Below are 24,879 nucleotides of genomic sequence, written 5' to 3'. Positions count from 1 at the left end.
CGCCATATCCCAATGGACTGTACCCCTCTTGATGGCCTGATCGATGACGACACCCGTTCTCACCCTCCAAGATGCCGCATTATCGCTGGATGGCAATGCCGGAAGAGTGGATATCCTGCACGACATCACTTTGACTGTGAGCAAGGGTGAAACTCTGGGGCTGATCGGTCCCTCTGGTTCCGGAAAGTCTTCGCTACTGATGCTAATGGGCGGCTTAGAACAGGCAACTGGTGGACGCGTTACCGCATTGGGCCAAGATTTGACGAAAATGAGCGAGGATGCGCTGGCACGGTTCAGAAGAGATGCCATGGGCGTAGTGTTTCAGAATTTCCACTTGATTCCGACGATGACCGCGCTTGAGAACGTGGCGACCCCGTTAGAACTCGCGGGACACAAAGATGCATTCCAGCGCGCCGCGGCCGAGTTGGAGGCCGTGGGCCTTTCACATCGTATCGATCACTACCCGGCGCAGTTGTCAGGCGGCGAGCAACAGCGTGTGGCGCTGGCCCGCGCTTCGGCCCCGCGCCCGCATATATTACTGGCGGATGAACCAACGGGAAATCTGGATGAAACCAACGGTTCAGCAATCATTGATCTGTTATTCGGACTGCGGGACCGTCACGGGGCAACTCTGGTTCTGGTCACGCACAGCCATACACTGGCTCAGAAATGCGACCGCGTTGTGCGCTTGCGCGATGGGCGTATCGCCGAGGAATCCCAGCGTGAGGCCGCCGAATGAGCCTGCGACTGGCCGGTCGCCTGGCCCGGCGCGAACTGCGCGGTGGGTTGCGCGGGTTTCGGGTGTTTCTGGCCTGCCTAGCTTTGGGTGTTGCAGCAATTGCTGCGGTTGGCATGGTGCGCCAAGCCATTCAGACCGGATTGCAACAAGAGGGCGCGTCGCTCTTAGGCGGCGATGCCCAGCTGGAGTTCACCTATCGCTTTGCAAACGATGAGGAACGTGACTGGATGGCGGACACCGCGCAAGCAGTGTCGGAGGTCGTCGATTTCAGGTCCATGGCCGTCACGGGTGATGGCGCAGGCGCGCAACGGGCGTTAACTCAGGTGAAGGCCGTGGACGGGGCCTATCCGTTGTTGGGATCGGTGGCTCTGGAACCCGCAGTTTCTTTGCCCGAGGCCTTGGCGGGCGCCGATGGGCTGCCCGGCGCCGTGATGGCTCCGTCCCTGATTGACCGCCTGAACCTTGCGATTGGGGACCAATTTGATCTCGGTACGCAGAGGTTCGTTTTGATGGCCTCGCTGGAACACGAACCGGATGGTGCGGCAGATGGGTTCTCGCTGGGACCGCGCACCTTGGTTCGAACCGAGGATTTGCAATCATCGGGCCTGCTGGCTCCGGGTACTTTGTTTTCCACCAAATACAGGATGAACTTGCCGCAAACCGTCGAGTTGGAGGCGCTGTCGCAGCAGGCCAGGCAGGCCTTCGAGGGAACCGGCATGCGCTGGACTGATGCCCGCAATGGTGCGCCGGGGATATCCGAGTTTGTAGGGCGCCTCAGCGCGTTTCTGGTGCTGGTTGGTCTATCCGGATTGGCGGTTGGGGGGATCGGAGTATCGGCTGCCGTGCGCGCCTATCTATCCCAGAAAACGGAAACCATTGCGACATTGCGGACTTTGGGCGCTGATCGGGCCACAATCTTTCAGACATACATGATCCAGATCGCCGTTCTTTCAGGCGTTGGTATCGTCATGGGTTTGACCCTGGGCGCGGCGCTTCCAATGCTGCTGGCACCGGTTATCGAAACCCAACTGCCGATCCCTGCTGTATTCTCGCTATATCCGCAGCCCCTGTTCGAGGCCGCACTTTATGGTGTGCTAACCGCGTTCCTGTTTACGCTTTGGCCTCTGGCCAGAACCGAGGAGGTGCGTGCGGCAACATTGTTCCGGGATGCGCTGACTTCGGCAAGCAGCTTCCCGCGCTTGATTTATGTAATTGCGACTGCAATTGGCCTGGCCGTACTGATCGGAGCCGCCGCTTGGTTCAGCGGTTCAACCCGGTTGACTCTCTGGACAAGCGCAGGTCTGGCGGGGGCACTCACTTTGCTGACCCTTTCTGCCTTTGCCATTCGCAAATTGGCCCGCGCGGGCGCTCCTTGGGCCAGAGGGCGTCCAGCCCTGCGGTGGGCGTTGTCCGCCATCTCTGACCCACGCGAAGGCGCAGCATCGGTGGTCCTGTCCCTTGGGCTCGGCCTTTCGGTCCTTGCGGCGGTGGGGCAGATCGACGGCACGCTACGCAATGCGATTTCGGGCAACTTGCCTGAGGTCGCACCCTCGTATTTCTTCGTCGATATCCAGAAGGATCAGATGCCCGGGTTCAGCGAACGTCTCGACACCGACCCTGCCGTCAGTCGGGTAGAAAGCGCTCCGATGCTGCGTGGGATCATTACCAAAATCAATGGCCGACCCGCGCGCGAGATTGCAGGCGATCACTGGGTTCTGGACGGCGACCGAGGCGTAACCTACTCTGCCCGCCCCCCACGGAATGCCCGCGTGACTGACGGGGTTTGGTGGCCAGAGGACTACAGCGGCCCACCGCAAGTCAGCTTTGCCGCAGAAGAGGCCGACGAGATGGGCCTGAAACTTGGCGATGAGTTGACCGTTAATATCCTGGGCCGCGATATCACAGCTGAACTCACATCGCTGCGCGAAGTTGATTTCTCCACTGCAGGAATGGGTTTTGTCATGTCGATGAACCCCTCTGCCTTGGCTGGTGCCCCGCATAGCTTCATCGCTACCGTCTATGCCGAAGAACAGGCCGAGGCCGCCATTCTGCGTGATTTGGCCAGTCAATTCCCCAACATCACGGCAGTCCGGGTCAGAGACGCCATCGACCGGGTATCAGGCCTGCTGGCAGGGCTTGCAGCAGCCACGTCATATGGCGCAGGGGTTTCTCTGTTGACCGGGTTTTTAGTGTTGGTCGGTGCGGCGGCAGCGGGCGAACCGGCGCGTAGGTACGAGGCAGCGATCCTCAAGACTCTGGGTGCCAACCGTGGGCGCATATTGCGCAGCTTTGCCCTGCGGGCAATCCTTTTGGGAGCAGCCGCAGGTTGCGTTGCTTTGCTGACCGGAATTCTGGGCGGTTGGGCCGTGGCTACTTATATATTCGACACAGAGTTCGCGGTCATCTGGCCATCCGCGCTTGGGATCGTCATCGCCGGTGTTGGCGTTACCTTAGGCGCGGGGATGGTCTTTGCCCTGCGCCCGCTTTCAGTACGCCCTGCGCGTATACTGCGCGCCAGCGACTGAGTTCAGCGCATACAAGCGACAGGCTGCAATATTTTCAGCAATTGGTCATTGTCGCAAACCAACGCATCGAGCGTGATTTCGTCCAGCGACGCATAAAACACCTCAGCCGCATCTTGCAGCGCCAACCGGAGGCGGCAGGCATCGGTCAGTGGGCAGGTGTTGTCAGCATCCGCAAAACACTCGGCAATCGGCAACCCGCCTTCGACATGGCGAAACACGGACCCGACCCGGATCTGATCCGCCGGGCGTGCCAGCGTCATGCCGCCATTGCGGCCGCGTTGTGTGCTGAGATAGTCTAGCTGGCTCAGTTGGTTGATCACCTGTGCCAGATGGTTTTCTGAAATATTACAGACATCGGCGATCTCGGCCTTCGTGACCAGCCGTTCCTGATGTGCGGCGCAATACATCAAAACACGCACCGCGATATTCGTCCGTTTGGTAATCCGCATTAGGGCCTCCCGAATCTCAAGGTGAAGCTTTATTGCATGTCTCGTAAAAAGACTGTTTGACATACATCAATCGTCAAAGAAGGACGCGACCCGCATGGCAGACCCTTATTTCTTCGGCTATGGCAGCCTCGTGAACCTGTCGACGCATGATTTCCCCGACCCGCGCCCAGCGCGACTGAAAGGTTGGCGACGCGCATGGCGGCACACGGATCTGCGCCCGGTGGCGTTTTTGACCGCTGTGCCGGATGCTGATTCCGAGATCGATGGTATGATCGCCCATGTTCCTAAAAACGACTGGGCCGCGTTGGATGAAAGAGAATGGGCTTATGACCGCGTTCCAGCCACACGGTCGGTCACGCACACTCTGACGCAAGAGGTGGAAATCGCTGTCTACGCAGTCCCGCATGATCGACACACCGCGCCCAGCAATCACCATCCCCTATTGCTCAGCTATATTGATGTTGTCGTGCAAGGGTATCTGCGGGCTTTTGGACCAGAGGGCGCCGATCGCTTCTTTGCAACAACCGATGGTTGGGATGCTCCGATTTTGAACGACCGCGCCGAGCCCCGTTATCCCCGTCACCAACAATTGAAGCAGGCCGAGACCGAATTCGTGGATGACCGCCTGCAACGCGTTTCGGCGCAAGTTTTGCGACCCGGAGAACAAAGAAAGGCAGGTGATTTACCTACCTCCTTCGTATTCTAAGCACTGACCCTGAAGTCAGCCGCGAGCGCGGATCACCTGCAACAGCGGCAGCAAGGTCGCCATTTCGGGCCCGCGCTCCATCCCCGTTAGCGCTTTGCGCAGCGGCATGAACAGGCCTTTGCCCTTGCGGCCTGTGGCCTCTTTCACGGCCTTGGTCCATGTGCCCCAAGTTTCCCCATCGAATGGGCCTTCGGGCAGCAATGAGACAGCCTGAGCGATGAACTCACGGTCCTCGTCAGCGATCAGGGGTTCGGCCCCATCACGACACAATTCCCACCATCCCTCGAGATCGCTCAGCGTGGTGATGTTTTCGCGCGCCATGGTCCAGAAAGGCTCGGCCAGTTCAGCAGGTACACCTGCTTTAGCAACGGCATCGGCCACATCGGTCAGCGGCAGCGATTGTAGATGCTTCGCAGTCAGCGGGAACAGGTCCTGCACGTCGAACTTGGTTGGGGCTGCACCGAAGCGTGTAACATCAAAGCCGTCGATCAACTCTGCCATATCCGAGCGCAGCTCAACCGGATCTGACGACCCCAGACGCGCCATCAGACTCAGTAAGGCCATTGGCTGCACACCCTGCTCTCGCAGATCGCGCAAGGCCAGAGTGCCCAAGCGTTTCGACAACGCCTCTCCCTGCGGGCCAGTCAGCAACGAGTGGTGCGCAAAACGCGGACAGGTCCCGCCCAAGGCCTCGATGATCTGAATCTGCGTTGCGGTGTTGGTGACATGGTCCGAGCCGCGCACGACATCGGTTACGCCCATTTCGGTGTCATCGACCACAGAGGCTATCGTGTAGAGAACCTGACCATCTCCTCGGATCAGCACCGGATCAGAGACCGAGGCCGCATCAATCGAGATATCGCCCAGAATGCCATCGTTCCATTCGATCCGCTCGTGGTTCAGCTTGAACCGCCAGACGCCGTTGCCGCGTTCGGCACGCAGGGCTTCTTTCTCGGCATCCGACAGATTCAACGCCGCACGATCATAGACCGGCGGCTTGCCCATGTTCAGCTGTTTCTTGCGCTTCAGGTCCAGCTCGGTCGGCGTTTCGAACGCCTCATAAAACCGGCCCATCTCGCGCAGCTTGTCGGCGGCCTCGGCGTAGCGGTCCAGACGCTCCGACTGTCGCTCAACCCGGTCCCAATGCAGGCCCAACCACTCCAGATCCTGCTTGATCGCGTCGACATATTCTTCCTTCGACCGCTCAGGATCGGTGTCATCGATACGCAAGATGAACGTACCGCCGGCTTTGCGGGCGATCAAATAGTTCATCAGGGCGGTGCGCAGGTTGCCCACATGGATGTAACCGGTGGGCGACGGGGCAAAACGGGTCGTGGTCATGGAAGTCTCCTGTTGGCGCGGCTCATCTCACATGGGCGCGTTTTTGTCCAGCAGGGGCTTTCAGGTTGGCTCAACCGGCCAAATGCCATCTAAGCGTTCGAGCCCGGCTTTGATGAGTTCACTAAGCACGTCGAGATCGATATCCGGTAGCTTATTCATATAGAGGCAGGATTTACCCAGCTTGTGCTTGCCCAGTCTTGATAAGACATCTCCGAAGTCAGCATACCCGGGCATGATATAGATGGAATGCGCCGCCTTGCGCGGAGAGAACCCAGTTGCGAGAAAGTCGCCCTCGCGCCCTGACGCATAGCGATAGTGATATCGACCATAGCCAATGATCGACGGCCCCCACATTACTGGCGCATAACCTGTGGTTTCACGAAACAGCCTGTCCAGCACGTGCGCCTCCTCCGCCTTGCGGGTCGGCTGAATACTCGCCAGAAAATCAGCAACGTTTTGCTCGGTGGGTACGGTTTTATTCGCAGATCGCGGCATGAACAAAAATTAACACGTAATGTTCAACCGCGCAGCCCATATAACAGTGCCATAGTATGGCCACAGGCCCAGACTGACCTAATTCAGTCAAACATGCTCTGACAGGGAGAACGACCATGACCATCAGATTGACTCGCCGGGCGGCGCTTGGAACGGTTGCGGCTCTGCCGCTTGCGGCAGCTACTTCGCCTGTTCTGGCCGCGGGTACCGAAACCAAAGCCAACTCTACAATAGCAAAATCGTTTCAACTGGGCGATTTCACCGTCACCACCTTGTTGGATGGCAGCCTGCCTCGTGATGGTGCGCAAGACATTTTCGGCGGCGGCGCCTCGGATGAAGATTTCGCCCGTGTATCGGCTGACAACTTCATCTCGCCAGATGTTGCACAGTTCTTCTTCACACCAACGCTGGTTAATACGGGGTCCGAGATGATCCTGTTTGATACTGGGCTTGGCCAAGGTGGAATTCAGGCCGCGTTGGCCGACGCCGGCGTAACGCCTGATCAGATCGATGTGGTGGTCATTACCCACATGCATCCCGATCATATCGGTGGTATGACAACCAATGATGCCGCAACTTTTGCCAATGCGCGTTATGTAACAGCAGCACCCGAATACGACTTTTGGTCAGCGCAAGACGCGGGCAACCGAGTGGGTGATATGGTTGCAGCCAAAGTCACCCCGATGGCAGAGAAGATGACTTTTATCGGGGATGGTGGTGAAGTCGCATCCGGCGTCACCGGTATGGCAGCGTTTGGGCATACTCCGGGCCATATGGTCTATCACCTAGAAAGCAACGGTCAGCGTCTGGTCCTGACGGCGGATCTTGCAAATCACTATGTCTGGTCTTTTGCACATCCTGAATGGGAAGTGCGATTCGACATGGACAAAGCCGCTGCCACGGAATCGCGCAGGAATGTGCTGGGCATGCTGGCTGCGGACAAAGTGCCTATGATCGGCTATCACATGCCTTTCCCAGCCGCTGGGTATGTCGAATCCCGTGGCGACGGGTTCCGGTTCGTGCCGGTCAGCTATCAAATGATGGGCTAGGAGCTAAAAACCAGCATCCGGCCGCACTTTTGACCCATCCGTGAAACGGGGCAGGCGAAAGGCGGTCGGATCAACGCAAGGCGTGCTTTCCGTAACAAGGTCCGCCACTAATCGACCTGCGGCAGGACCGATGCCAAAACCGTGGCCAGAGAAACCGGTGGCAATATGCAGGCCCAGCACCGCGTCCACTTTCGAGATGACCGGGATCGCATCCGGGGTCACATCGATCAGGCCGGCCCAGCTTTGCACGATCTCCGCACTATCAAGCGCAGGCAACGCCTTGCGGGCGTTGGCCCACGCCCTTCGCAACACTTTCTGGGAAGGTTCCGGGTCGAGTACTCGGCAATGTTCAAACGGTGTCACATCGGTCGGCAGCCAGCTTCGATCCTCATTCGCCTCGACCATCCAGCGTCTCGAAAAGCGAAACCTTAAGGACCGCCACTCTTGCCGGAATGCGGGCAGAAACTGCAACCCGAGTCGGAAACTGTCAGGAACGATATCCACTGTATTCTCGTGACCCGAAGCTATAGTGTATCCCCCGTCCGAGCGCTTTCGAATGGCAAAATCATCACTCCAAAGCGACACCTCTGGCCCTGCTGCAACCGGAGAAGTCCGCATGACCGTATTGAGCACTTTGAGCTGTGGCAGAGCGATTCCAGCGTTCCCAGCAAACAGCCGAGACCAGGCTCCGCCTGCAAGTACGACTTGACTACACCTTACGCGGCCGCGTTCGGTGAAAACACCTGCGATCCGGCCCGCAGCAACATCGACACTTCGCACCGCGCATTGCGTCATGATCGCGGCACCACGGTCGCGCGCCGCCTCGGCGATTGCGGGGGCCGCCCATTGCGGCTCGGCGCGCCCGTCCTGCGGCATGTAAAGCGCTGAGCGCAGTTTCATACTGTTATCCGACAGCAACCCGTCCAGTTTAGGGCCGGATACCATGCGAGCACCTGTTTGCAGCCCTTCAACATGGTCCAGCCATCGCGTCAGGTTTTCATCGTCTCGTGCGCCAGACGCGCCAAACACGATTCCTGATTGAACATAGCCTGTGGCGCGTCCCAATCGCGCATCCAGCCCTTGCCAGATTCTAAGCGCCTCTTGCATCAGGGGGATCTCGCGCGGATCACGTGTCCCAAGGCGCACCCAGCCCCAATTGCGCGAGCTTTGCTCGCCCGCAATCCGGCCTTTCTCGCACAACAGAACGGAAACACCTCGCTCAGCAAGCTCGAAGGCTGCCGAAGCCCCGATGATTCCACCACCTATGACGACAACATCTACGTGTTTGGGAAGTGTGAGATCAGATTCGACGGGTGTCGGTGTGGGGCCTGGCATTAACCGCTCGGTGCTCGTTCATCGGAGCGACATCCAGCCTGAAGGCGATTTCACTGGCAATGTAGAAAACGATTGGTCCCGGGCAATTGCCGGAACCTGTGGCCAATTGGCCAATGCGCGGCGAATTAAGCCGCGCAGATGCGTTCAGATTACGCCGCCCCGGAAAGTTGCGCCCATTTCTGGCGCAGTACCGTGCTGAGCTTGGGATCGGACTTTGATGCAAGCGATTCCTGTGGCTGCAACACCGGAAATTCCGATCGCAACGGAACCGGGCCTGCCAACGCGTCGGGCGTCGGCTCTTCCTGGCTCATAATGTCTGCAATCGCAGCATCCAGCGCCTGTTCATCCAACTTGCGCGGCGCTGATTCCATGGGCTTCAACTGCAACGGAGAATGAAGCGGCTTATCGTATCCATTCGTCATTTGACCACCAATACCTTTACTGACATCCCAAACACGGATGCCTTTTCCCAGTTCCACAATCCCGGTCATCGGCTCTGAAAATGGCAGGCCAACCTACCGGATTGCGTCACATCCGCCCCATATGAGGCGAACCCCTGTCGTAAATGTGGCAAAAAAAGGACGCGCGTACAAGCGAAACATAGTCTTTTCACCGCACAACTGGCTGAAATGGATAAACAAACTGCCGCAGAAATCCGCATTACCATGCACTTTCGAAACAATGGTAAATTCTTCAACCAGAGCGGTGCTTACGTTCTATCCCGCCAGCGATTTACAATCGGATAGCGGCGATCCAGCCAGAAGGCCCGCGGCGACAACCGTGTGCCAGGCGCGGACTGGAAGCGCTTGTATTCACTAATGTAAATCAGATGTTCGACCCGCCGGGCCTCGGCCTCATCAAATCCGGCTGCAACGCAGTCGGCGATTGAGCCATCCTGATCCACCAAAATATCAAGAATCGCATCGAGAACGGGGTAGTCCGGCAGGCTGTCGCTGTCTTTCTGGTCTTCACGCAATTCAGCACTTGGCGGCTTGTCGATCACCGAAGGGCGTATGACCTCACCCTCGGGACCCATCATCCAGTCGCGATGATTGGCGTTGCGCCAGCGGCAGGTCTCGAACACGCGAGTTTTGTACAGATCTTTGATCGGGTTATAGCCACCGTTCATGTCACCATAGATAGTGGCGTAGCCAACTGCGACCTCGGACTTGTTGCCGGTGGTCAGCAGCATCTCGCCAAACTTGTTCGAAATCGCCATTAGCAGAAGACCGCGCAGGCGAGACTGGACATTTTCTTCGGTCAGGTCCTCATTCAGCCCCGCAAAAAGCGGAGCCAAAGTGTTGGTTACCGCTGCGCGTCCCTCAGAGATCGGCACAAAGTCGTAGTGCACGCCCAGCGCCTTGGCGACGGCTTCGGCATCATCCAAAGAACTTTGGCTTGTATATTCCGAAGGCAGCATTACGCAGCGTACATTTTCCGCACCGATCGCATCCACGGCTATTGCGGCCACCAGCGCCGAGTCGACGCCACCCGACAACCCCAGCACAGCTTTGCCAAACCCCGTCTTACCCATGTAATCGCGCAGAGATTGCACCATCGCGCGATAATCCTGCTCCCATTCGTCGGGTTGCGGCACGACTTCACCAGCCACAATACGCCATCCGTCATCTTGGCGCGACAGATCGATATGGCTGACGGCCTCATCGAAGACGGGCATGCGGAACGCAAGCTCTCCACCCGGGTTCAATCCAAACGTAGCACCGTCGAAAACCTGATCATCCTGCCCGCCGACCATGTTCAGGTAGATTACCGGCAGACCCGTTTCGACCGTGCGAGCCACCATGTGGTTCAACCGGATATCGTATTTGTTTCGAAAATAGGGCGAGCCGTTGGGGATCAGCAGAAACTCGGCCCCGGTTTCTTCCAGTGTCTCGGCGACATCCTCGTGCCAGCCATCCTCGCAAATCGGGCTACCAATACGGACATTTCCAACCGCATAAGGGCCGCCCATAGGACCCGCGTCATAAAGGCGTACTTCATCAAAGACGGTCTCATTGGGCAAATGATGTTTAAGAACTTTGCTGACAATCCGCCCACCTTTGAGGATCAGGTAGGCGTTATAAAGCTTCCCATCTTCAACCCAAGGACCGCCGATGGCCAACGCCGGGCCGTCGGCACAGTCTTCAGCCAACGCCTGCACCGCATTCATCGCGGCCCGATGAAACGCGGGCTTCATCACCAGATCCTGGGTATTGTAGCCGGTTATGAACATCTCGGGCAGCGCCACAAGATCAGCCTGCGCCGCGCGCCCTTGCTGCCAGGCTGCAGCAGCCTTGGCGGCATTACCGTCGATATCCCCAACCGTTGGGTTCAATTGCGCCAGAGTGATGCGGAAACGATCGGCCATTTTTGCCCTCTTGCCCTCATGTCTTTCAGGGATTTAGCAGATCACACCGCGAGTGAAAGGCAAATGCGCCAAAAGCCGTTGCTCTGCCCTCGGCGGTATCTTAGTTTTGCGCCAACACAAACACCGCAGGCAGGTACAAAAATGAAAGCGATCCGCACATCCCTTACCGCTGCAACGCTTACAATGCTGGCGTCTTTTGCTATCGCCCAACAGGACGGTCAGATTGTCATCGCTGATGATGATGTCGGAGGTGTCTACGAGGGCACGTTCGAAAACGGGCTGCGCCATGGTACCGGCACTTACCGCCTGCCGAACGGTTTTGAATATTCCGGTCAATGGGTCGAGGGCGAGATTCAAGGACAAGGCACCGCGCGCTACGCCAATGGCTCTGTCTATGAAGGGACATTCACCAAGGGCCAACCAGAAGGGCGCGGCAAAATCGTCTATTCTGATGGCCAGTCCTATGAGGGCGAGTGGGCCAACGGCACGATAAACGGTACCGGTATCGCGACATATTCCAACGGCTCGCGATACGAGGGCGGCTTCAAGGACGCCAGATATCACGGTCACGGCGTGCTGACCGGCCCGGATGGCTCGGTTTATGAGGGCGACTGGGTAAACGGCCAGAAAACCGGCAGCGCCAAGATCACCTACGCCGATGGAAGTACCTATGAGGGCGACTTGAATGGCGGGCAACGGCATGGTCAGGGCAGTCAGGTCTGGGTCGACGGCATGACTTATGCTGGGTCCTGGGCCAACGACCAGATGGCCGGAACAGGCCGTTTGGTTCAACCAAACGGAGATGTCTACGAAGGCGAAATGGTCGAAAATCGCCGACAGGGCAAAGGCAAGTCCATCTATGCCAACGGTGCGACCTATGAAGGCGACTATTCTGACGACCAGCGCCATGGTCAGGGCACCTACAAGGGCAGCGACGGGTTTGCGTACACAGGTGCCTGGCAAAAGGGCCAGATTGAGGGCCTGGGTGAGATGCTCTATCCCGATGGTTCGGTCTATATCGGCGACTTTCTGGATGACCTGCCTCATGGCAAGGGGCAAACGACATACCCCGACGGATCAGTTTACGACGGCAACTGGATCGCCGGGATTTTTGAGGGCACCGGCACGGCAACCTATCCCAACGGAACGGCTTATACGGGCCAGTTCAAAAACGCGCGCTTCGACGGCAAAGGTATTCTGACCTTTGCAAATGGCTATCGCTATGATGGCGATTGGGAAGACGGCGTCCGGCAGGGTAAGGGCAAGGCTACGTTTCCGGACGGGATCATTTACGAAGGCGATTTTCTGAATGGCAAGCGTCACGGCAAGGGAACACTGACCCGACCGGGCGGGTACAGCTACACAGGCGACTGGGCCGACGGCAAGATCACTGGCTTTGGAACCGCCACCTATGAGACCGGGGATGTCTATGAGGGCAATTTCCTGGAAAACAAACGCCATGGTGACGGCACGATGCGTTTCGCGGGCGGCGAGGTTGAGACCGGCGTCTGGGAAAATGACACGCTGGCGACCGAAACAGAGACTGCCCCCGAAACCCCCGCTGCGGGTGCTGAAACCACTGAGCCAGACTCTAGCCCCGACGCGCCCGCCCCTGACGCGACAGACCCGGATATAAACGACGGCTAAATCAGCCCTACCAAGGCACGCGCTTACCAGCCCAATCGTAAAAACTGCCCGAGTCAGCTGGGGTGAGTCCATTGATGACGGACAGCAGATTGGCTGCGGCCTCATTGGGTTCAACAGCCGGGTGGCGGGCAAGGTACTTTTCGGTAAAGGCCGTTTTGACTGTTCCGGGGTGCAAAGCGACACAAACGGCCTGTTTGTGCGTGCGCGCCAATTCGATGGCAGCCGTATGTACTATCTGATTGACAGCCGCCTTGGCCGCACGATAACTGACCCACCCACCCAGCCGGTTGTCCCCGATTGAACCAACTCGGGCCGACAGCACGGCGATCACCGATCTGCGGTCGCGTGGCAGCAGGCGGTGCACGTGCTTTAACACCAAGGCCGGACCAACTGCGTTCAGCGCGAACTGGTCCATCATCGCCTTCGCGGACAAGGTGCGCATAGATTTTTCCGGACCCATACCGTTAATCTCAAGCGCCCCTGAGGCCACCATGATCAGATCAAACGGATCAGAAAGGGACGCCAGCATACGCTCTGCGCCATCCGGGTCAGTCAGGTCAAACCCATCCGTTGATCTGGCCAGTCGGGTGACTTTGACACCATCCGTTGTCAGGTGATCGTTCAAAGCGCGCCCGATACCGCCAGAAGCTCCGATGATTAATGCAGTTTTCATGCTCGAGAAGTTAGCCGAAAGCTTCATCGCTTCAACTCCACCGTCAATTTTGTTCCCCCGTAAATTTCCCGCTTTTCATTCGCCGCGCGCCCTGTATAAGCTGATCCCCATGATCAACCGCGCAGATATCGCTTTTGCAAACGCCGCACCCAGCGGCGCGTTGCTGCGCGGTCTACTGATCCTAATCCGCCTCTGAGCGTGCCATCCGGCGCGCCCGCTCAGAGGAGGACGCCCGCGCGCCAAGAGGCTTTAGGACAGAAGAAGAAAGAGAACCCCATGACAAACGTGACCGACCAAGACCGCGTCGTGATCTTCGACACCACCTTGCGCGACGGCGAGCAGAGCCCCGGCGCGACCATGACCCACAACGAAAAGCTCGAAATTGCCGAGCTTCTGGATGAGATGGGCGTCGACATCATCGAAGCCGGATTCCCCATTGCATCGGAAGGCGACTTCAAAGCGGTGTCCGAGATTGCCGAGCGGTCGAAGAACAGCCGCATCTGTGGTCTGGCCCGCGCCAATTTCGCCGATATCGACCGATGTTGGGAGGCCGTGAAAAACGCCGAGAAGAACCGTATTCACACCTTCATAGGCACCTCTCCGCTGCACCGGGCGATACCAAATCTGACGCAAGACGAGATGGCCGACAAGATCCACGAAACGGTCAGCCACGCGCGCAACCTTTGCGAAAACGTGCAGTGGTCGCCGATGGATGCGACCCGGACCGAATGGGATTATTTGTGCCGTGTGATCGAGATTGCAATCAAGGCTGGCGCCACCACGATCAATATCCCCGATACTGTCGGTTATACTGCCCCGGTCGAGTCTGCAGATCTGATCAAGCGCCTGATCGAGACGGTTCCCGGCGCGGATGAGGTAATCTTTGCCACCCACTGCCACAACGACCTTGGCATGGCGACAGCGAACTCTCTGGCAGCGGTCGCAGGTGGTGCGCGTCAGATCGAATGCACCATAAACGGGTTGGGTGAACGCGCAGGCAACACCGCGCTGGAAGAAGTTGTGATGGCGTTGCGCACACGCAACGACATCATGCCGTGGCATACTGGCATCGACACCACCAAGATCATGCATATTTCGCGCCGGGTCGCGACCGTGGCCGGATTTCCGGTGCAGTTCAACAAGGCCATCGTTGGAAAGAACGCATTTGCCCATGAAAGCGGCATCCATCAGGATGGCATGCTGAAGAACCGCGAAAACTTCGAGATCATGCGCCCTGAAGACATTGGGCTCTCTGGCACCTCTTTGCCGCTGGGCAAGCATTCGGGCCGCGCTGCACTGCGCGATAAGCTCGAAACGCTCGGGTATGAGGTTGGTGACAACCAGCTCAAAGACATTTTTGTGCGCTTCAAGGATCTGGCCGACCGCAAGAAAGAAGTCTTTGACGATGACCTCATCGCGTTAATGAGCGTCGACGACGAAGCGGACGATCATCTTCAGCTGGTGTCGATGAAAGTGACCTGCGGTACCGGAGGTCAGGCCGAAGCGACGGTCGAACTGGAGATAGAGGGTGCAGACAGGATCGCCACGGAAAACGGTGACGGCCCAGTCGACGCAACCTTCCGGGCGATCCGGGCGATCTATCCCAACACTGCGCGGCTGCAACTGTATCAGGTGCATGCGGTAACCGAAGGTACGGACGCGCAAGCCACGGTTTCGGTCCGTCTGGAAGAGGATGGTATGATCGCCACCGGTCAGTCTGCAAATACAGATACGGTGGTTGCGTCGGCCAAAGCCTATATCCACGCGCTGAACCGCCTGATCATGCGTCGTGAAAAGGCCGGTCCGGGGGCAGATACACGCGAGATCAGCTACAAAGACCTGACCTGATCGAAGGGTAAGGCGAATGGCTCCCGCGCCCGCGGCGGCCCGGCTTCGCCGACCCTTCTTGGGTTTTGGGCCCGGCAGCGCGCCACTGGCGCGCTGCCGGGCCCAACGCGTTTGACGGCATCGTTGATGCGGGCAAACCGGACGGGAGCTTTTCCTGTGTAATTCTTGCTTATCAAAGCTGAGCGAACAGCTCCGACAAGCGGCGCGTTTCGTCTTCGATCCCGAAGGGTGCATTCAACATGAACATACCTGATCCGACCATGCGATGACCTTCCCGCGCCGGAGGGAACGTGGCCTCATGGCAAATCGTTTTGGGATATCCAGCGGATTTCAGAGACGAAATCATAGCCTTGTGACGTGCATCCGTCAGGATTGGATACCAAAGTGCGATCACACCCACATTCCATTTGCGGTGCAGCTTCGCGATCACCCCAGGCAAACGGTCATACTCGGCTTTCACTTCATAACTGGGATCGATCAGCATCATGCCCCGCCTCGGGGTCGGAGGCAGCAACGATTGGGCCAACTCAAACCCATCCTGCCGATAGACCTTCGCCCCGAAAGGAGACAGCGCCAGTGAAAGTGCCGTATGTTCCTGCGGATGCAGCTCGGCGAAATGCAGGCTATCCTGTTTTCGCAGCAGGTTGGCCGCAATCAGAGGTGAACCGGGATACGCTTGCACGCCGTGACTGGCCTGTATGGTATCCAGCACCCGCGCCATTGGATGATCGGAATCAAACCAACCTTCGCGCCTGACGCGCCCGATCCCGGCGACAGCTTCACCCGTTCGAACCGCCTCAGCCGCGTCAAGGTGATATAGTCCACGCCCGGAGTGCGTTTCGATATAGCTGAGGGGTTTGTCCTTTTGGGTCAAATAACGCAGCGTCCACGCCAATAAAGCGTGCTTTTGTACATCAGCCAGATTTCCTGCGTGGTAAATGTGTTGATATGAGAGCATTATGCCTTCTAAAGTCTCCATCAATAAGGCGGAAAGGTGCTGATTGTCGCGGAATCAGCCCTTTAACCGGGCGAGTTGGCACCCTATAAGGCATCCGTCCCGGAACCGTCGAGTCGCGGGCAGTGGAAATTCTGACAAACGGGATCAGGGAAATATGGGCATCTTTGGCAATCTGGGCGGCCTGTTCACAGCGGACATGGCTATCGACCTTGGAACAGCGAACACGCTGGTTTATGTCAAAGGGCGCGGAGTGATCCTGTCTGAGCCCTCGGTCGTTGCCTACCACGTCAAGGATGGGGTCAAGAAAGTCCTTGCTGTTGGCGAGGACGCCAAGCTGATGTTGGGCCGGACCCCGGGCTCCATTGAAGCCATCCGTCCGATGCGCGAGGGTGTCATCGCGGACTTCGACACCGCCGAAGAGATGATCAAGCATTTTATCCGCAAGGTGCATAAACGCTCGACATTCTCGAAACCCAAGATCATCGTTTGCGTCCCTCATGGCGCAACCCCGGTTGAAAAACGCGCAATCCGCCAGTCGGTTCTGTCCGCAGGCGCGCGCCGCGCGGGCCTGATTGCCGAACCAATTGCGGCTGCGATTGGCGCGGGGATGCCGATAACCGATCCGACCGGCAACATGGTTGTCGATATCGGCGGCGGGACCACCGAGGTTGCGGTTCTGTCGCTGGGCGATATCGTCTATGCCCGCTCGGTCCGCGTTGGTGGCGACCGGATGGATGAAGCGATCATATCGTATCTGCGGCGTCAACAGAACCTGCTGGTGGGTGAATCAACTGCGGAACGGATCAAGACCACCATCGGTACCGCACGGATGCCGGACGATGGCCGTGGCCAGTCGATGCATATCCGGGGTCGCGACCTGCTGAACGGTGTGCCCAAGGAAATCGAGATCAGCCAGGCTCAGGTGGCCGAAGCGCTGTCTGAACCCGTGCAGCAGATTTGCGAGGCGGTGATGACCGCGCTGGAAACCACGCCGCCCGATCTGGCGGCGGACATCGTGGACCGGGGCGTGATGCTGACCGGTGGCGGTGCGCTGCTGGGTGATCTGGATCTGGCGCTGCGCGAGCAAACCGGTTTGGCAGTTTCTATTGCTGATGAAAGCCTGAATTGTGTGGCTTTGGGCACGGGCAAAGCACTCGAATACGAAAAACAACTGCGCCACGCGATTGACTACGAAAGCTAAGGCGCGCACCCTTATGGGGTGAAAACTCGGGCACGAGCAGCACGGGAAGGTAACCTGTGGCAAAGGACCGATCACAGCGCGATGAATACACGACACCTCTGCGTCGACTGTTGCTGGGGATTGTTGTACTGTGCCTGCTTGGTATCTTTCTGGTCTGGCGCATCGACAGCCCGCGCGTCGAAAGGTTCCGCGCACAGGTGGTGGACAAGGTTGTCCCCTCGATGGAGTGGGCAATGGTCCCGGTCACTGCGCTGGTGAACCTGTCTCGTGATTTCCAAAGCTATCAGCGACTCAGCGAGCAGAACCAGGAATTGCGCAGCGAGCTGCGCCTGATGCGCGCCTGGAAAGAGGCCGCGCTGCAGCTGGAACAGGAAAACGCCCGCCTGCTGGACCTTAACAATGTTCGGCTCGATCCGCGCCTGACCTATGTCACCGGGGTGGTGATGGCGGATAGCGGCTCACCCTTCCGGCAATCTGTGCTGCTGAACGTGGGGGAGCGTGACGGGATCGTGGATGGTTGGGCAACAATGGACGGGATCGGAGTGGTCGGGCGCATATCGGGTGTTGGCCCGGATACCGCGCGCGTGATCCTGATGACCGATGCCTCAAGCGCGATCCCGGCGACGATCCAGCCTTCGGGGCAGACGGCGCTGATCGCAGGTGACAATACTTCGGCCCCTGCAGTGGAGTTTCTGGAAAACCGGGAACTCGTGCGCCCTGGTGACCGGGTTGTCACGTCGGGCGATGGCGGTGTGTTCCCCGGTGGCTTGCTGATCGGTCAAATTACGGTTGATCCCGGCGGCAGGCTGCGTGTGCGGCTGTCGGCAGATTTCGAGCGGCTCGAGTTTCTGCGCGTACTACGCTATCAGTCGGCCCCACCGATCACGGAATCCGGTGATATCGTCGGCCCCCGTCAACCCGAAGCATCCTTGACCCCATCCGAGGTCAATGATGGATAGGTCGGTCTCAGATCTGTGGGCCAAGCGCGGTCTCTATGTCGCTCTGGCGGTATTTGTGGTGTTTCTTCACCTGTTGCCGCTGGATACAAAACCTGATCGCCTGCCCTTTCCTGACATACTGATCGCTCTTACTTACGCTTGGGTTTTGCGGCGGCCGGAATATATTCCGATCCTGATCATTGCCATCGTCATGTTCATGGCCGATCTGCTTTTGCAACGCCCACCCGGGTTGCTTGCTGCGTTAGTGGTTCTGGGTGCAGCCTATCTTCATTCCACTGCAGCTGGCATGAAAGACAGCGGGTTTGTGGGCGAATGGGCAACCGTCGGGGCCGTGATCACGGTTGTGTTTGTGCTCAATCGCCTCATTCTTGCTATCCTCTCGGTGCAACAGGCAACTCTGGGACCGGTAGTGGTGCAAGTTATTCTGACAATCGCAATCTATCCTGTGATGGTTTTGATGAGCCAAACTGTGTTTGGCGTAAGGCGCAAATCTGTTGCCGACAGCACGATGCCACGGGTGCGGCCATGAAGCAGCGCAAACCAAAGCCCAAGGGCCTTGCTTACAAACGTTTGCCGCGCCGCGCCTTGATCCTCGGTGGGCTACAAGCGGCCTTTATCGGGGGGCTGGCAGCCCGGATGCGGTTCATGCAGGTGGATCAAGCGGATGAATACCGTCTGCTGGCCGAAGAAAACCGGATCAACATCCGTCTGATCCCACCAACCCGGGGCCGGATATATGACCGGAACGGGCAGATCATAGGATTAAACTCTCAGTCCTATCGCATCGTCATCGTGCGCGAGGATGCAGGCGATATCGACAAGGTTATCGCCAAGCTTTCGGAACTGATCCCATTGACCGAGGATGAGATCGAACGTGCCAAAACCGAGATGCGTCGATCGGCCCCGTTTCTGCCGGTCACACTGGCTGATCAGGTAACTTGGGAGGATATTTCAAAAGTCGCAGTCAATGCCCCTGCATTGCCTGGCGTCACGCCCGAGGTCGGCATGACGCGCCAGTATCCACGTTACGAGGATTTTGCCCACGTTGTTGGCTATGTCGGCCCGGTCAGCGATTACGATCTAAGCCAAATTGAAGACCCTGAACCGGTACTACGTATTCCAAGGTTTCAGATCGGTAAGGTCGGGCTGGAAGCCAAGCAAGAGATCACATTGCGCGGTAAGGCGGGCGCCAAGCGAGTTGAGGTCAACGCCACAGGCCGGGTGATGCGCGAGCTGGACCGCCAGGTCGGCGAAGCCGGGGCAGATTTGCAATTGTCAGTCGACGCCAATCTGCAGCAATACGCGCAGGCGCGATTGGCTGGGGAAAGCGCCGCTGCGGTCGTGATCGATTGCGAAACCGGCGACATCCGCGCCATAAGCTCGGCCCCCAGCTTCGATCCGAACCTGTTCGTGCGTGGGATCTCGGTGGCGGACTACCAGATGCTGACGCAGGACAAGTATCGCCCGCTTGCCAATAAGACAGTACAGGGCACCTACCCTCCTGGATCGACTTTCAAAATGATCACCGCCATGGCTGCGCTCGAAGCCGGGGTGATCGGCCCATCCAGTACAGTGTACTGTCCGGGTCACATGAAAGTGGGCAGCCGCCGCTTTCACTGCTGGAAACGCGGCGGGCACGGGACGGTTGACCTTGAAACCTCGCTGAAGCGCAGTTGCGACGTCTACTATTACGACGTGGCAATACGTGTCGGGATCGACAGGATTTCCGAGATGGCACGCACCTTCGGACTGGGTATCAAACATGACATTCCGATGTCTGCCGTTGCCGCCGGGCTTGCCCCCAATCAGGAATGGAAGCAGCGGGTTCACGGACAGGACTGGCTGGTAGGCGACACCGCAAACGCGTCGATCGGTCAGGGGTTCATGCTTGCCTCACCGCTTCAATTGGCCGTGATGACCGCGCGTTTGGCGACAGGTCGCGCCGTGCAACCACGCCTTGTTCGATCAATCAATGGGGTTGAGCAGCCCTCGGGCGCGGGTGAACCGCTGCAGGTGAACCGCAACAACCTTGAGCAAGTGCGCAAAGCCATGTTCACAGTCTCGAATAACAGGCGTGGCACCGCGTATCGCAGTCGCATCATCGCCGATGAGTTCCGCATGGCAGGCAAAACCGGCACCAGTCAGGTGCGCAATATTACCAAGGCAGAACGCGCCGCAGGTGTGATCCGAAACGAAGACCTGCCATGGGAGCGCCGAGACCATGCCCTGTTCGTCAGCTTCGCCCCCTATGACAATCCGAAATACGCTGTGGCTGTGGTGGTGGAACACGGCGGCGGCGGCTCCAAAGCCGCGGCCCCAGTGGCGCGCGATATCATGCTGCAGGCACTCTACGATGGCACGCCACCGCTCGAGGCGTATCCGGCCGGAGACCGAGAGCGCATCAAAGAACAACAGAAACGGCTGGAGGGTGACCGTCGCCCCAAAGCGCGTCCTGACGAGAAGGACCGCGCATGAGCTATCTTGAATATGCCGTCAAATCCACGCCGTCGGGGTTTCGCAAGTTCCTTTATATGAACTGGCCGCTCACCCTGTTGCTGATCAGCGTGGCAAGCGCGGGGTTCCTGATGCTCTACTCGGTCGCGGGTGGATCCTGGATGCCGTGGGCGGAACCGCAAATGGAACGGTTCGGTCTGGGCTTGGCAGCCATGTTTATCATCGCGCTTGTGCCTATCTGGTTCTGGCGGAACATGTCGGTTGTGGCCTATCTGGGCGCGATCGGTCTACTGATCGTGGTCGAACTGTTTGGAACGATCGGCATGGGGGCGCAGCGCTGGATTGATCTGGGCTTCATGCGGCTGCAACCCTCAGAAGTAATGAAAGTGGCGTTGGTGATGGTGCTGGCCGCCTATTACGACTGGCTGCCGGCGCACAAAACCTCGCGCCCGCTCTGGGTGATTATCCCGGTCATTCTGATCCTGATCCCTACATTCATGGTGCTGCGCCAGCCCGACTTAGGCACATCGATCCTGTTATTGGCTGCTGGTGGTGGTCTGATGTTCCTTGCCGGGGTGCATTGGGCCTATTTCGCTGCCGTGATTGCAGCGGGGGTTGGCCTGATTGCTGCGGTGTTCAACAGCCGAGGGACTGAATGGCAGTTGCTCAAAGATTACCAGTTCCGACGCATCGATACGTTTCTGGATCCTTCAACCGATCCGTTGGGAGCGGGATATCACATCACGCAATCGAAGATCGCTCTGGGTTCGGGGGGCTGGAATGGGCGCGGTTTCATGCAGGGAACGCAATCACGTCTTAACTTCCTGCCCGAAAAACACACCGATTTCATCTTCACCACCTTGGCCGAAGAGTTCGGCTTTGTCGGCGGCATCACACTGTTGATCCTTTACGGTCTGATCCTGATCTTCTGCATGGTCACGGCGCTGTCGACCAAGGATCGTTTCTCGTCTCTGGTGACACTTGGGATCGCGCTGAATTTCTTCCTGTTCTTTGCCGTCAATATGTCGATGGTGATGGGGCTGGCCCCAGTGGTCGGAGTACCGCTGCCGATGGTCAGTTATGGCGGCTCGGCCATGCTGGTCCTGATGGCCGCCTTTGGCATCGTTCAAAGCGCCCATATACATCGTCCCCGCTGAAAGGTTTCCCATGCCCGTGAATGTCCTGTTTTCCGCGCGCCCTGAGTTGTGGCCCGAGTATGAAGCTCTGATGCATCAATATTTGTCGGACGCAGGGCTAGATTTTCATCTGGCCACGGACATCCCAGCAGATCAGGTCGACTACATCGTTTACGCCCCGAACGGAGGGGTACAGGATTTCACGCCCTTCACACGGCTCAAGGCGGTGCTGAGCCTCTGGGCGGGGGTTGAGAAAATCTCGGGCAATGAAACCTTGACCGTTCCACTGGCGCGTATGGTTGACGGGGGGTTAACGCAAGGCATGACGGAATGGGTGGTGGGCCATGTGCTGCGCTATCACCTTGGGATGGACCAACACATTACGCTACAGGATGGGGTCTGGACACCTGATGCGCCACCACTGGCCCAGCAACGCACCGTCTGCATCTTGGGTTTGGGCGCATTGGGTGAAGCATCGGCCCACGCGTTGGCAGCGTTGAATTTCCATGTCATCGGTTGGAGCCGTACCGCCAAGACTATTCCCGGCGTGACCTGTCTGCATGGTAAGAACGGGCTGCGCGATGCACTGTCCCAGGCCGAGATAGTGGTTTTGCTGCTGCCAGATACTCCGGCGACCGAAAACACGCTCAACGCCGAAACACTGGCGCTGTTGCCGGAAGGGGCCAAGATCATCAACCCGGGTCGCGGGCCGCTTATCGATGATGAGGCCCTGCTGGCCGCGCTGAATTCAGGGCAGGTCGGGCACGCCACGCTGGATGTCTTCCGCACCGAACCCCTGCCGACCGAGCATCCCTATTGGGCACATCCCAATGTGACGGTGACGCCGCATATCGCCTCGGAAACCAGACCTGTTACCGCGGCTCAGGTGATCTGCGAGAACATTCGCCGAGGTGAAGCGGGTGAACCCTTTCTCCACCTCGTCGACCGAAAGCTTGGGTACTAGGCCGCGATCAGCCCGCGGCCTTTCAGCAAGGCTTCGACGCCAGGCAGACGTCCACGGAAGGCCAGATACAGCTCTTCCGCCTCGCGGGATCCGCCAGTTGACAGGATGTGTTCCTCCAGTGCCTTGGCGCGTTCGGGATCAAACGCACCGTCTGCTTCTTCAAAGGCCGCAAAGGCGTCGGCATCCATGACTTCGGACCACATATAACTGTAGTAACCTGCGCTATAACCGTCGCCCGCAAAGACATGGGCGAAATGCGGGGTGGCGTGGCGCATTCCAATGGCCCGAGGCATGCCGATTTCGGCCAGCACCTCGGCCTGTTTCTCCATCGGATCAGCGGGGGCAGCCCCCTCATGAAACGCCAGATCGACCAGGGCCGAGGCGACATATTCCACCGTCTGGAACCCCTGATCGAAATTGGCGGCCTGTAGCACCTTCTGCAACATCTCTTGCGGCATCGGTGCGCCGGTTTCGGCGTGGGTCGCGAACTCGGCCAGTACATCAGGCACTTCCAGCCAGTGTTCGTAAAGCTGGCTGGGCAGTTCAACGAAATCACGCGCCACCGAGGTGCCCGAGATGCTCTCATAGGTCACATTGGACAGCATCTGGTGCAGGGCATGGCCGAACTCGTGAAACAACGTTCGGGCGTCATCATAGGACAAAAGCACTGGTTCACCTTTGGCAAAGTTACAGACGTTGATCACGACCGGAGCCTGTTCTTTCGGGTATTTCGCCTGCCCGCGCATTGCGCTGCACCATGCACCCGACCGTTTCGATCCGCGTGCAAAGTAGTCACCGATGAACACCGCAATATGCTGCCCGTCACGGGACACCTCCCATGCACGGCAATCGGGATGATAGAGCGGCACATCAAGCGGCGCGAACTCCAGCCCGAACAGCCGTGTGGCGCAGGCGAAAGACGCCTCGATCATTCGGTCCAGTTGCAGGTACGGCTTCAGCGCCGCTTCATCGAGATCATGTTCGGCCTTGCGGCGTTTCTCGGCATAGTAGCGCCAATCCCACGCCTCCAGCGGGCCATTTACGCCATCCTCTTGCATCATTGCCGTCAGCACCTCGGCATCTGCGTCGGCGCGGGATTTGGCGGGCTCCCACACATCCAGCAGCAGCTCTCGCACGCGATCTGGTGTGCGGGCCATCTCGGTCTCAAGCTTGTAGGCGGCGAAGCTGGCATACCCCAGCAGCTTGGCGCGTTCTTCGCGCAGGCGCAGGATGTCCGCCGCAATCTCGCGGTTGTCGGTCTCACCTCCATTTGCCCCCCGTGCAGTCCACGCGCGATAAGCCTTTGCACGCAAATCCCGGCGGGGCGAGAATTGCAGAAAGGGCACGATAATCGACCGAGAAAGGGTTACCACCGGGCCATCCGCTCCCTTTTCCTGACCCGCTGCGCGCGCTGCATCGATAACAAAATCCGGCAAGCCTTGCAGGTCTTCTTCGGTCAAATCCATGAACCAGTCGCGTTCATCCGCCAGCAAGTTCTGCGTGAAGGACGTGCCCAGAGACGCCAAACGGGCCTTGATCTCTTGCATTCTCGCATCGTCGTCGCCGGTCAACGCCGCCCCCGCCCGCACGAACCCGCGATGAGACAGCATCAAAACGCGCGCCTGTTCATCGGTCAGGTCCAGATTATCGCGCCGGTCCCATAAATCCGCCACGCGCTTAAACAGTGCTTTGTTTGATGAGATGCGCGAGTAGTGTGCCGCCAGCTTGGGCGAAAATTCGCGTTGCAGTTCTTCACGCTTGGGGTTGCTGTCCGCACCTGCAACGGTGAAAAAGACCGACAGAACCTTATCCATCTGCTCGCCTGCAGCCTCCAGCGCTTCGATCGTATTGGCGAATGTGGGCGTGTCCGGGCTCGCTGCTATCGCCTCAATCTCGGCATCATGTGCGTGCATCGCCTGTTTCAGCGCGGGGGAAAAATCATCATCCGAGATTGTGTCAAACGGTGCGATTTCGAAAGGCGTGTTCCAGTCAGAAAGGATCGGATTGGTCATTGAGGTCTCCTTTGACCTCA

At 58.3% G+C, this 24,879-nt stretch carries 22 protein-coding genes; 13 read left to right on the top strand and 9 right to left on the bottom strand.

Annotation, left to right across the window (positions count from 1 at the left end):
* Window positions 1-43: 43 nt before the first annotated feature.
* Window positions 44-739, top strand: a complete 696-nt coding sequence (locus ACR0DK_RS15760) for an ATP-binding cassette domain-containing protein (RefSeq protein WP_170395925.1) — start codon at window positions 44-46, stop codon at window positions 737-739.
* Window positions 736-3,264: an ABC transporter permease gene (locus ACR0DK_RS15755; protein WP_480736997.1), complete on the top strand. Its 2,529-nt coding sequence runs from the start codon at window positions 736-738 to the stop codon at window positions 3,262-3,264. The genes ACR0DK_RS15760 and ACR0DK_RS15755 overlap by 4 nt, the downstream gene beginning before the upstream one ends.
* Before the next feature lie 2 nt (window positions 3,265-3,266).
* Here the strand turns inward: ACR0DK_RS15755 and ACR0DK_RS15750 are convergent, their stop codons facing one another.
* Window positions 3,267-3,713: an RrF2 family transcriptional regulator gene (locus ACR0DK_RS15750; protein WP_170395922.1), complete on the bottom strand. Its 447-nt coding sequence runs from the start codon at window positions 3,711-3,713 to the stop codon at window positions 3,267-3,269.
* 94 nt (window positions 3,714-3,807) lie between these two features.
* Between ACR0DK_RS15750 and ACR0DK_RS15745 the strand changes: the two genes are divergently transcribed.
* The gene (locus ACR0DK_RS15745; RefSeq protein ID WP_480736994.1) at window positions 3,808-4,419 is read left to right on the top strand and encodes a gamma-glutamylcyclotransferase family protein; all 612 of its coding nucleotides are present in this window, start codon (window positions 3,808-3,810) and stop codon (window positions 4,417-4,419) included.
* Between the two features lie 15 nt (window positions 4,420-4,434).
* Here the strand turns inward: ACR0DK_RS15745 and gltX are convergent, their stop codons facing one another.
* Both gltX and ACR0DK_RS15735 read right to left on the bottom strand, forming a co-directional pair.
* The gene (gltX, locus tag ACR0DK_RS15740; protein ID WP_170395918.1) at window positions 4,435-5,760 is read right to left on the bottom strand and encodes a glutamate--tRNA ligase; all 1,326 of its coding nucleotides are present in this window, start codon (window positions 5,758-5,760) and stop codon (window positions 4,435-4,437) included.
* A 60-nt stretch (window positions 5,761-5,820) separates the two neighbouring features.
* On the bottom strand, window positions 5,821-6,159 hold the full coding sequence (locus tag ACR0DK_RS15735; RefSeq protein ID WP_480437718.1) for a DUF1801 domain-containing protein: 339 nt from the start codon (window positions 6,157-6,159) through the stop codon (window positions 5,821-5,823).
* Between the two features lie 212 nt (window positions 6,160-6,371).
* Here ACR0DK_RS15735 and ACR0DK_RS15730 point away from each other — a divergent pair, with 212 nt between their 5' ends.
* The gene (locus tag ACR0DK_RS15730; RefSeq protein ID WP_170395914.1) at window positions 6,372-7,304 is read left to right on the top strand and encodes an MBL fold metallo-hydrolase; all 933 of its coding nucleotides are present in this window, start codon (window positions 6,372-6,374) and stop codon (window positions 7,302-7,304) included.
* Between the two features lie 3 nt (window positions 7,305-7,307).
* Here the strand turns inward: ACR0DK_RS15730 and ACR0DK_RS15725 are convergent, their stop codons facing one another.
* The 3 genes from ACR0DK_RS15725 to ACR0DK_RS15715 form a co-directional block, all read right to left on the bottom strand.
* Window positions 7,308-8,639 carry an NAD(P)/FAD-dependent oxidoreductase gene (locus ACR0DK_RS15725; protein WP_480736991.1) on the bottom strand — a complete coding sequence of 444 codons (1,332 nt, stop codon included), beginning with the start codon at window positions 8,637-8,639 and terminating at the stop codon, window positions 7,308-7,310.
* 149 nt (window positions 8,640-8,788) lie between these two features.
* Window positions 8,789-9,130: a hypothetical protein gene (locus ACR0DK_RS15720; protein WP_170423801.1), complete on the bottom strand. Its 342-nt coding sequence runs from the start codon at window positions 9,128-9,130 to the stop codon at window positions 8,789-8,791.
* Between the two features lie 218 nt (window positions 9,131-9,348).
* On the bottom strand, window positions 9,349-11,007 hold the full coding sequence (locus tag ACR0DK_RS15715; RefSeq protein WP_170818624.1) for an NAD+ synthase: 1,659 nt from the start codon (window positions 11,005-11,007) through the stop codon (window positions 9,349-9,351).
* Between the two features lie 141 nt (window positions 11,008-11,148).
* On the opposite strand from ACR0DK_RS15715, the gene ACR0DK_RS15710 reads away from it, so the two are divergent.
* Complete coding sequence (locus tag ACR0DK_RS15710) at window positions 11,149-12,654, top strand: MORN repeat-containing protein (protein WP_480736989.1); 1,506 nt, start codon at window positions 11,149-11,151, stop codon at window positions 12,652-12,654.
* A gap of 7 nt (window positions 12,655-12,661) precedes the next feature.
* Here the strand turns inward: ACR0DK_RS15710 and ACR0DK_RS15705 are convergent, their stop codons facing one another.
* Window positions 12,662-13,327 (bottom strand): SDR family NAD(P)-dependent oxidoreductase, encoded by a 666-nt coding sequence (locus ACR0DK_RS15705; protein ID WP_170514164.1) that lies wholly within the window; start codon window positions 13,325-13,327, stop codon window positions 12,662-12,664.
* On the opposite strand from ACR0DK_RS15705, the gene ACR0DK_RS15700 reads away from it, so the two are divergent.
* Both ACR0DK_RS15700 and ACR0DK_RS15695 read left to right on the top strand, forming a co-directional pair.
* A complete protein-coding gene (locus tag ACR0DK_RS15700; protein ID WP_170423793.1) occupies window positions 13,308-13,523 on the top strand; it encodes a hypothetical protein in 216 nt (71 codons plus the stop codon). The genes ACR0DK_RS15705 and ACR0DK_RS15700 overlap by 20 nt on opposite strands.
* Before the next feature lie 80 nt (window positions 13,524-13,603).
* Window positions 13,604-15,175, top strand: coding sequence for a 2-isopropylmalate synthase (locus ACR0DK_RS15695; protein ID WP_480736986.1), 1,572 nt, complete (start codon window positions 13,604-13,606; stop codon window positions 15,173-15,175).
* A gap of 172 nt (window positions 15,176-15,347) precedes the next feature.
* Here ACR0DK_RS15695 and ACR0DK_RS15690 read toward each other — a convergent pair whose 3' ends face one another.
* The gene (locus tag ACR0DK_RS15690) at window positions 15,348-16,133 is read right to left on the bottom strand and encodes a 23S rRNA (adenine(2030)-N(6))-methyltransferase RlmJ (protein WP_170408295.1); all 786 of its coding nucleotides are present in this window, start codon (window positions 16,131-16,133) and stop codon (window positions 15,348-15,350) included.
* Window positions 16,134-16,287: 154 nt separating this feature from the next.
* Between ACR0DK_RS15690 and ACR0DK_RS15685 the strand changes: the two genes are divergently transcribed.
* Genes ACR0DK_RS15685 through ACR0DK_RS15660 form a run of 6 tightly spaced genes read left to right on the top strand, consistent with a single transcriptional unit; the run spans window position 16,288 to window position 22,847 of the window.
* A complete protein-coding gene (locus tag ACR0DK_RS15685; RefSeq protein ID WP_039523195.1) occupies window positions 16,288-17,334 on the top strand; it encodes a rod shape-determining protein in 1,047 nt (348 codons plus the stop codon).
* Window positions 17,335-17,390: 56 nt separating this feature from the next.
* Window positions 17,391-18,293 carry a rod shape-determining protein MreC gene (mreC, locus tag ACR0DK_RS15680; RefSeq protein WP_170395896.1) on the top strand — a complete coding sequence of 301 codons (903 nt, stop codon included), beginning with the start codon at window positions 17,391-17,393 and terminating at the stop codon, window positions 18,291-18,293.
* The gene (locus ACR0DK_RS15675; RefSeq protein WP_170566373.1) at window positions 18,286-18,822 is read left to right on the top strand and encodes a rod shape-determining protein MreD; all 537 of its coding nucleotides are present in this window, start codon (window positions 18,286-18,288) and stop codon (window positions 18,820-18,822) included. Before mreC ends, ACR0DK_RS15675 begins: the two co-directional genes overlap by 8 nt.
* Window positions 18,819-20,768: a penicillin-binding protein 2 gene (gene mrdA, locus ACR0DK_RS15670; protein ID WP_480736983.1), complete on the top strand. Its 1,950-nt coding sequence runs from the start codon at window positions 18,819-18,821 to the stop codon at window positions 20,766-20,768. The genes ACR0DK_RS15675 and mrdA overlap by 4 nt, the downstream gene beginning before the upstream one ends.
* Window positions 20,765-21,904, top strand: coding sequence for a rod shape-determining protein RodA (gene rodA, locus ACR0DK_RS15665; protein ID WP_170395892.1), 1,140 nt, complete (start codon window positions 20,765-20,767; stop codon window positions 21,902-21,904). Before mrdA ends, rodA begins: the two co-directional genes overlap by 4 nt.
* Window positions 21,905-21,914: 10 nt before the next feature.
* On the top strand, window positions 21,915-22,847 hold the full coding sequence (locus ACR0DK_RS15660; RefSeq protein WP_480736981.1) for a 2-hydroxyacid dehydrogenase: 933 nt from the start codon (window positions 21,915-21,917) through the stop codon (window positions 22,845-22,847).
* Here the strand turns inward: ACR0DK_RS15660 and ACR0DK_RS15655 are convergent.
* Window positions 22,844-24,859, bottom strand: a complete 2,016-nt coding sequence (locus ACR0DK_RS15655) for a M3 family metallopeptidase (protein WP_480736979.1) — start codon at window positions 24,857-24,859, stop codon at window positions 22,844-22,846. The two genes, ACR0DK_RS15660 and ACR0DK_RS15655, sit on opposite strands and share 4 nt — an antisense overlap.
* Window positions 24,860-24,879: the final 20 nt, after the last annotated feature.

The sequence above is a fragment of the Ruegeria sp. CE6 genome, assembly GCF_056537485.1.
Note: the sequence above shows the minus strand (reverse complement) of the source record. Positions and strands in the feature narration are given on the sequence as shown.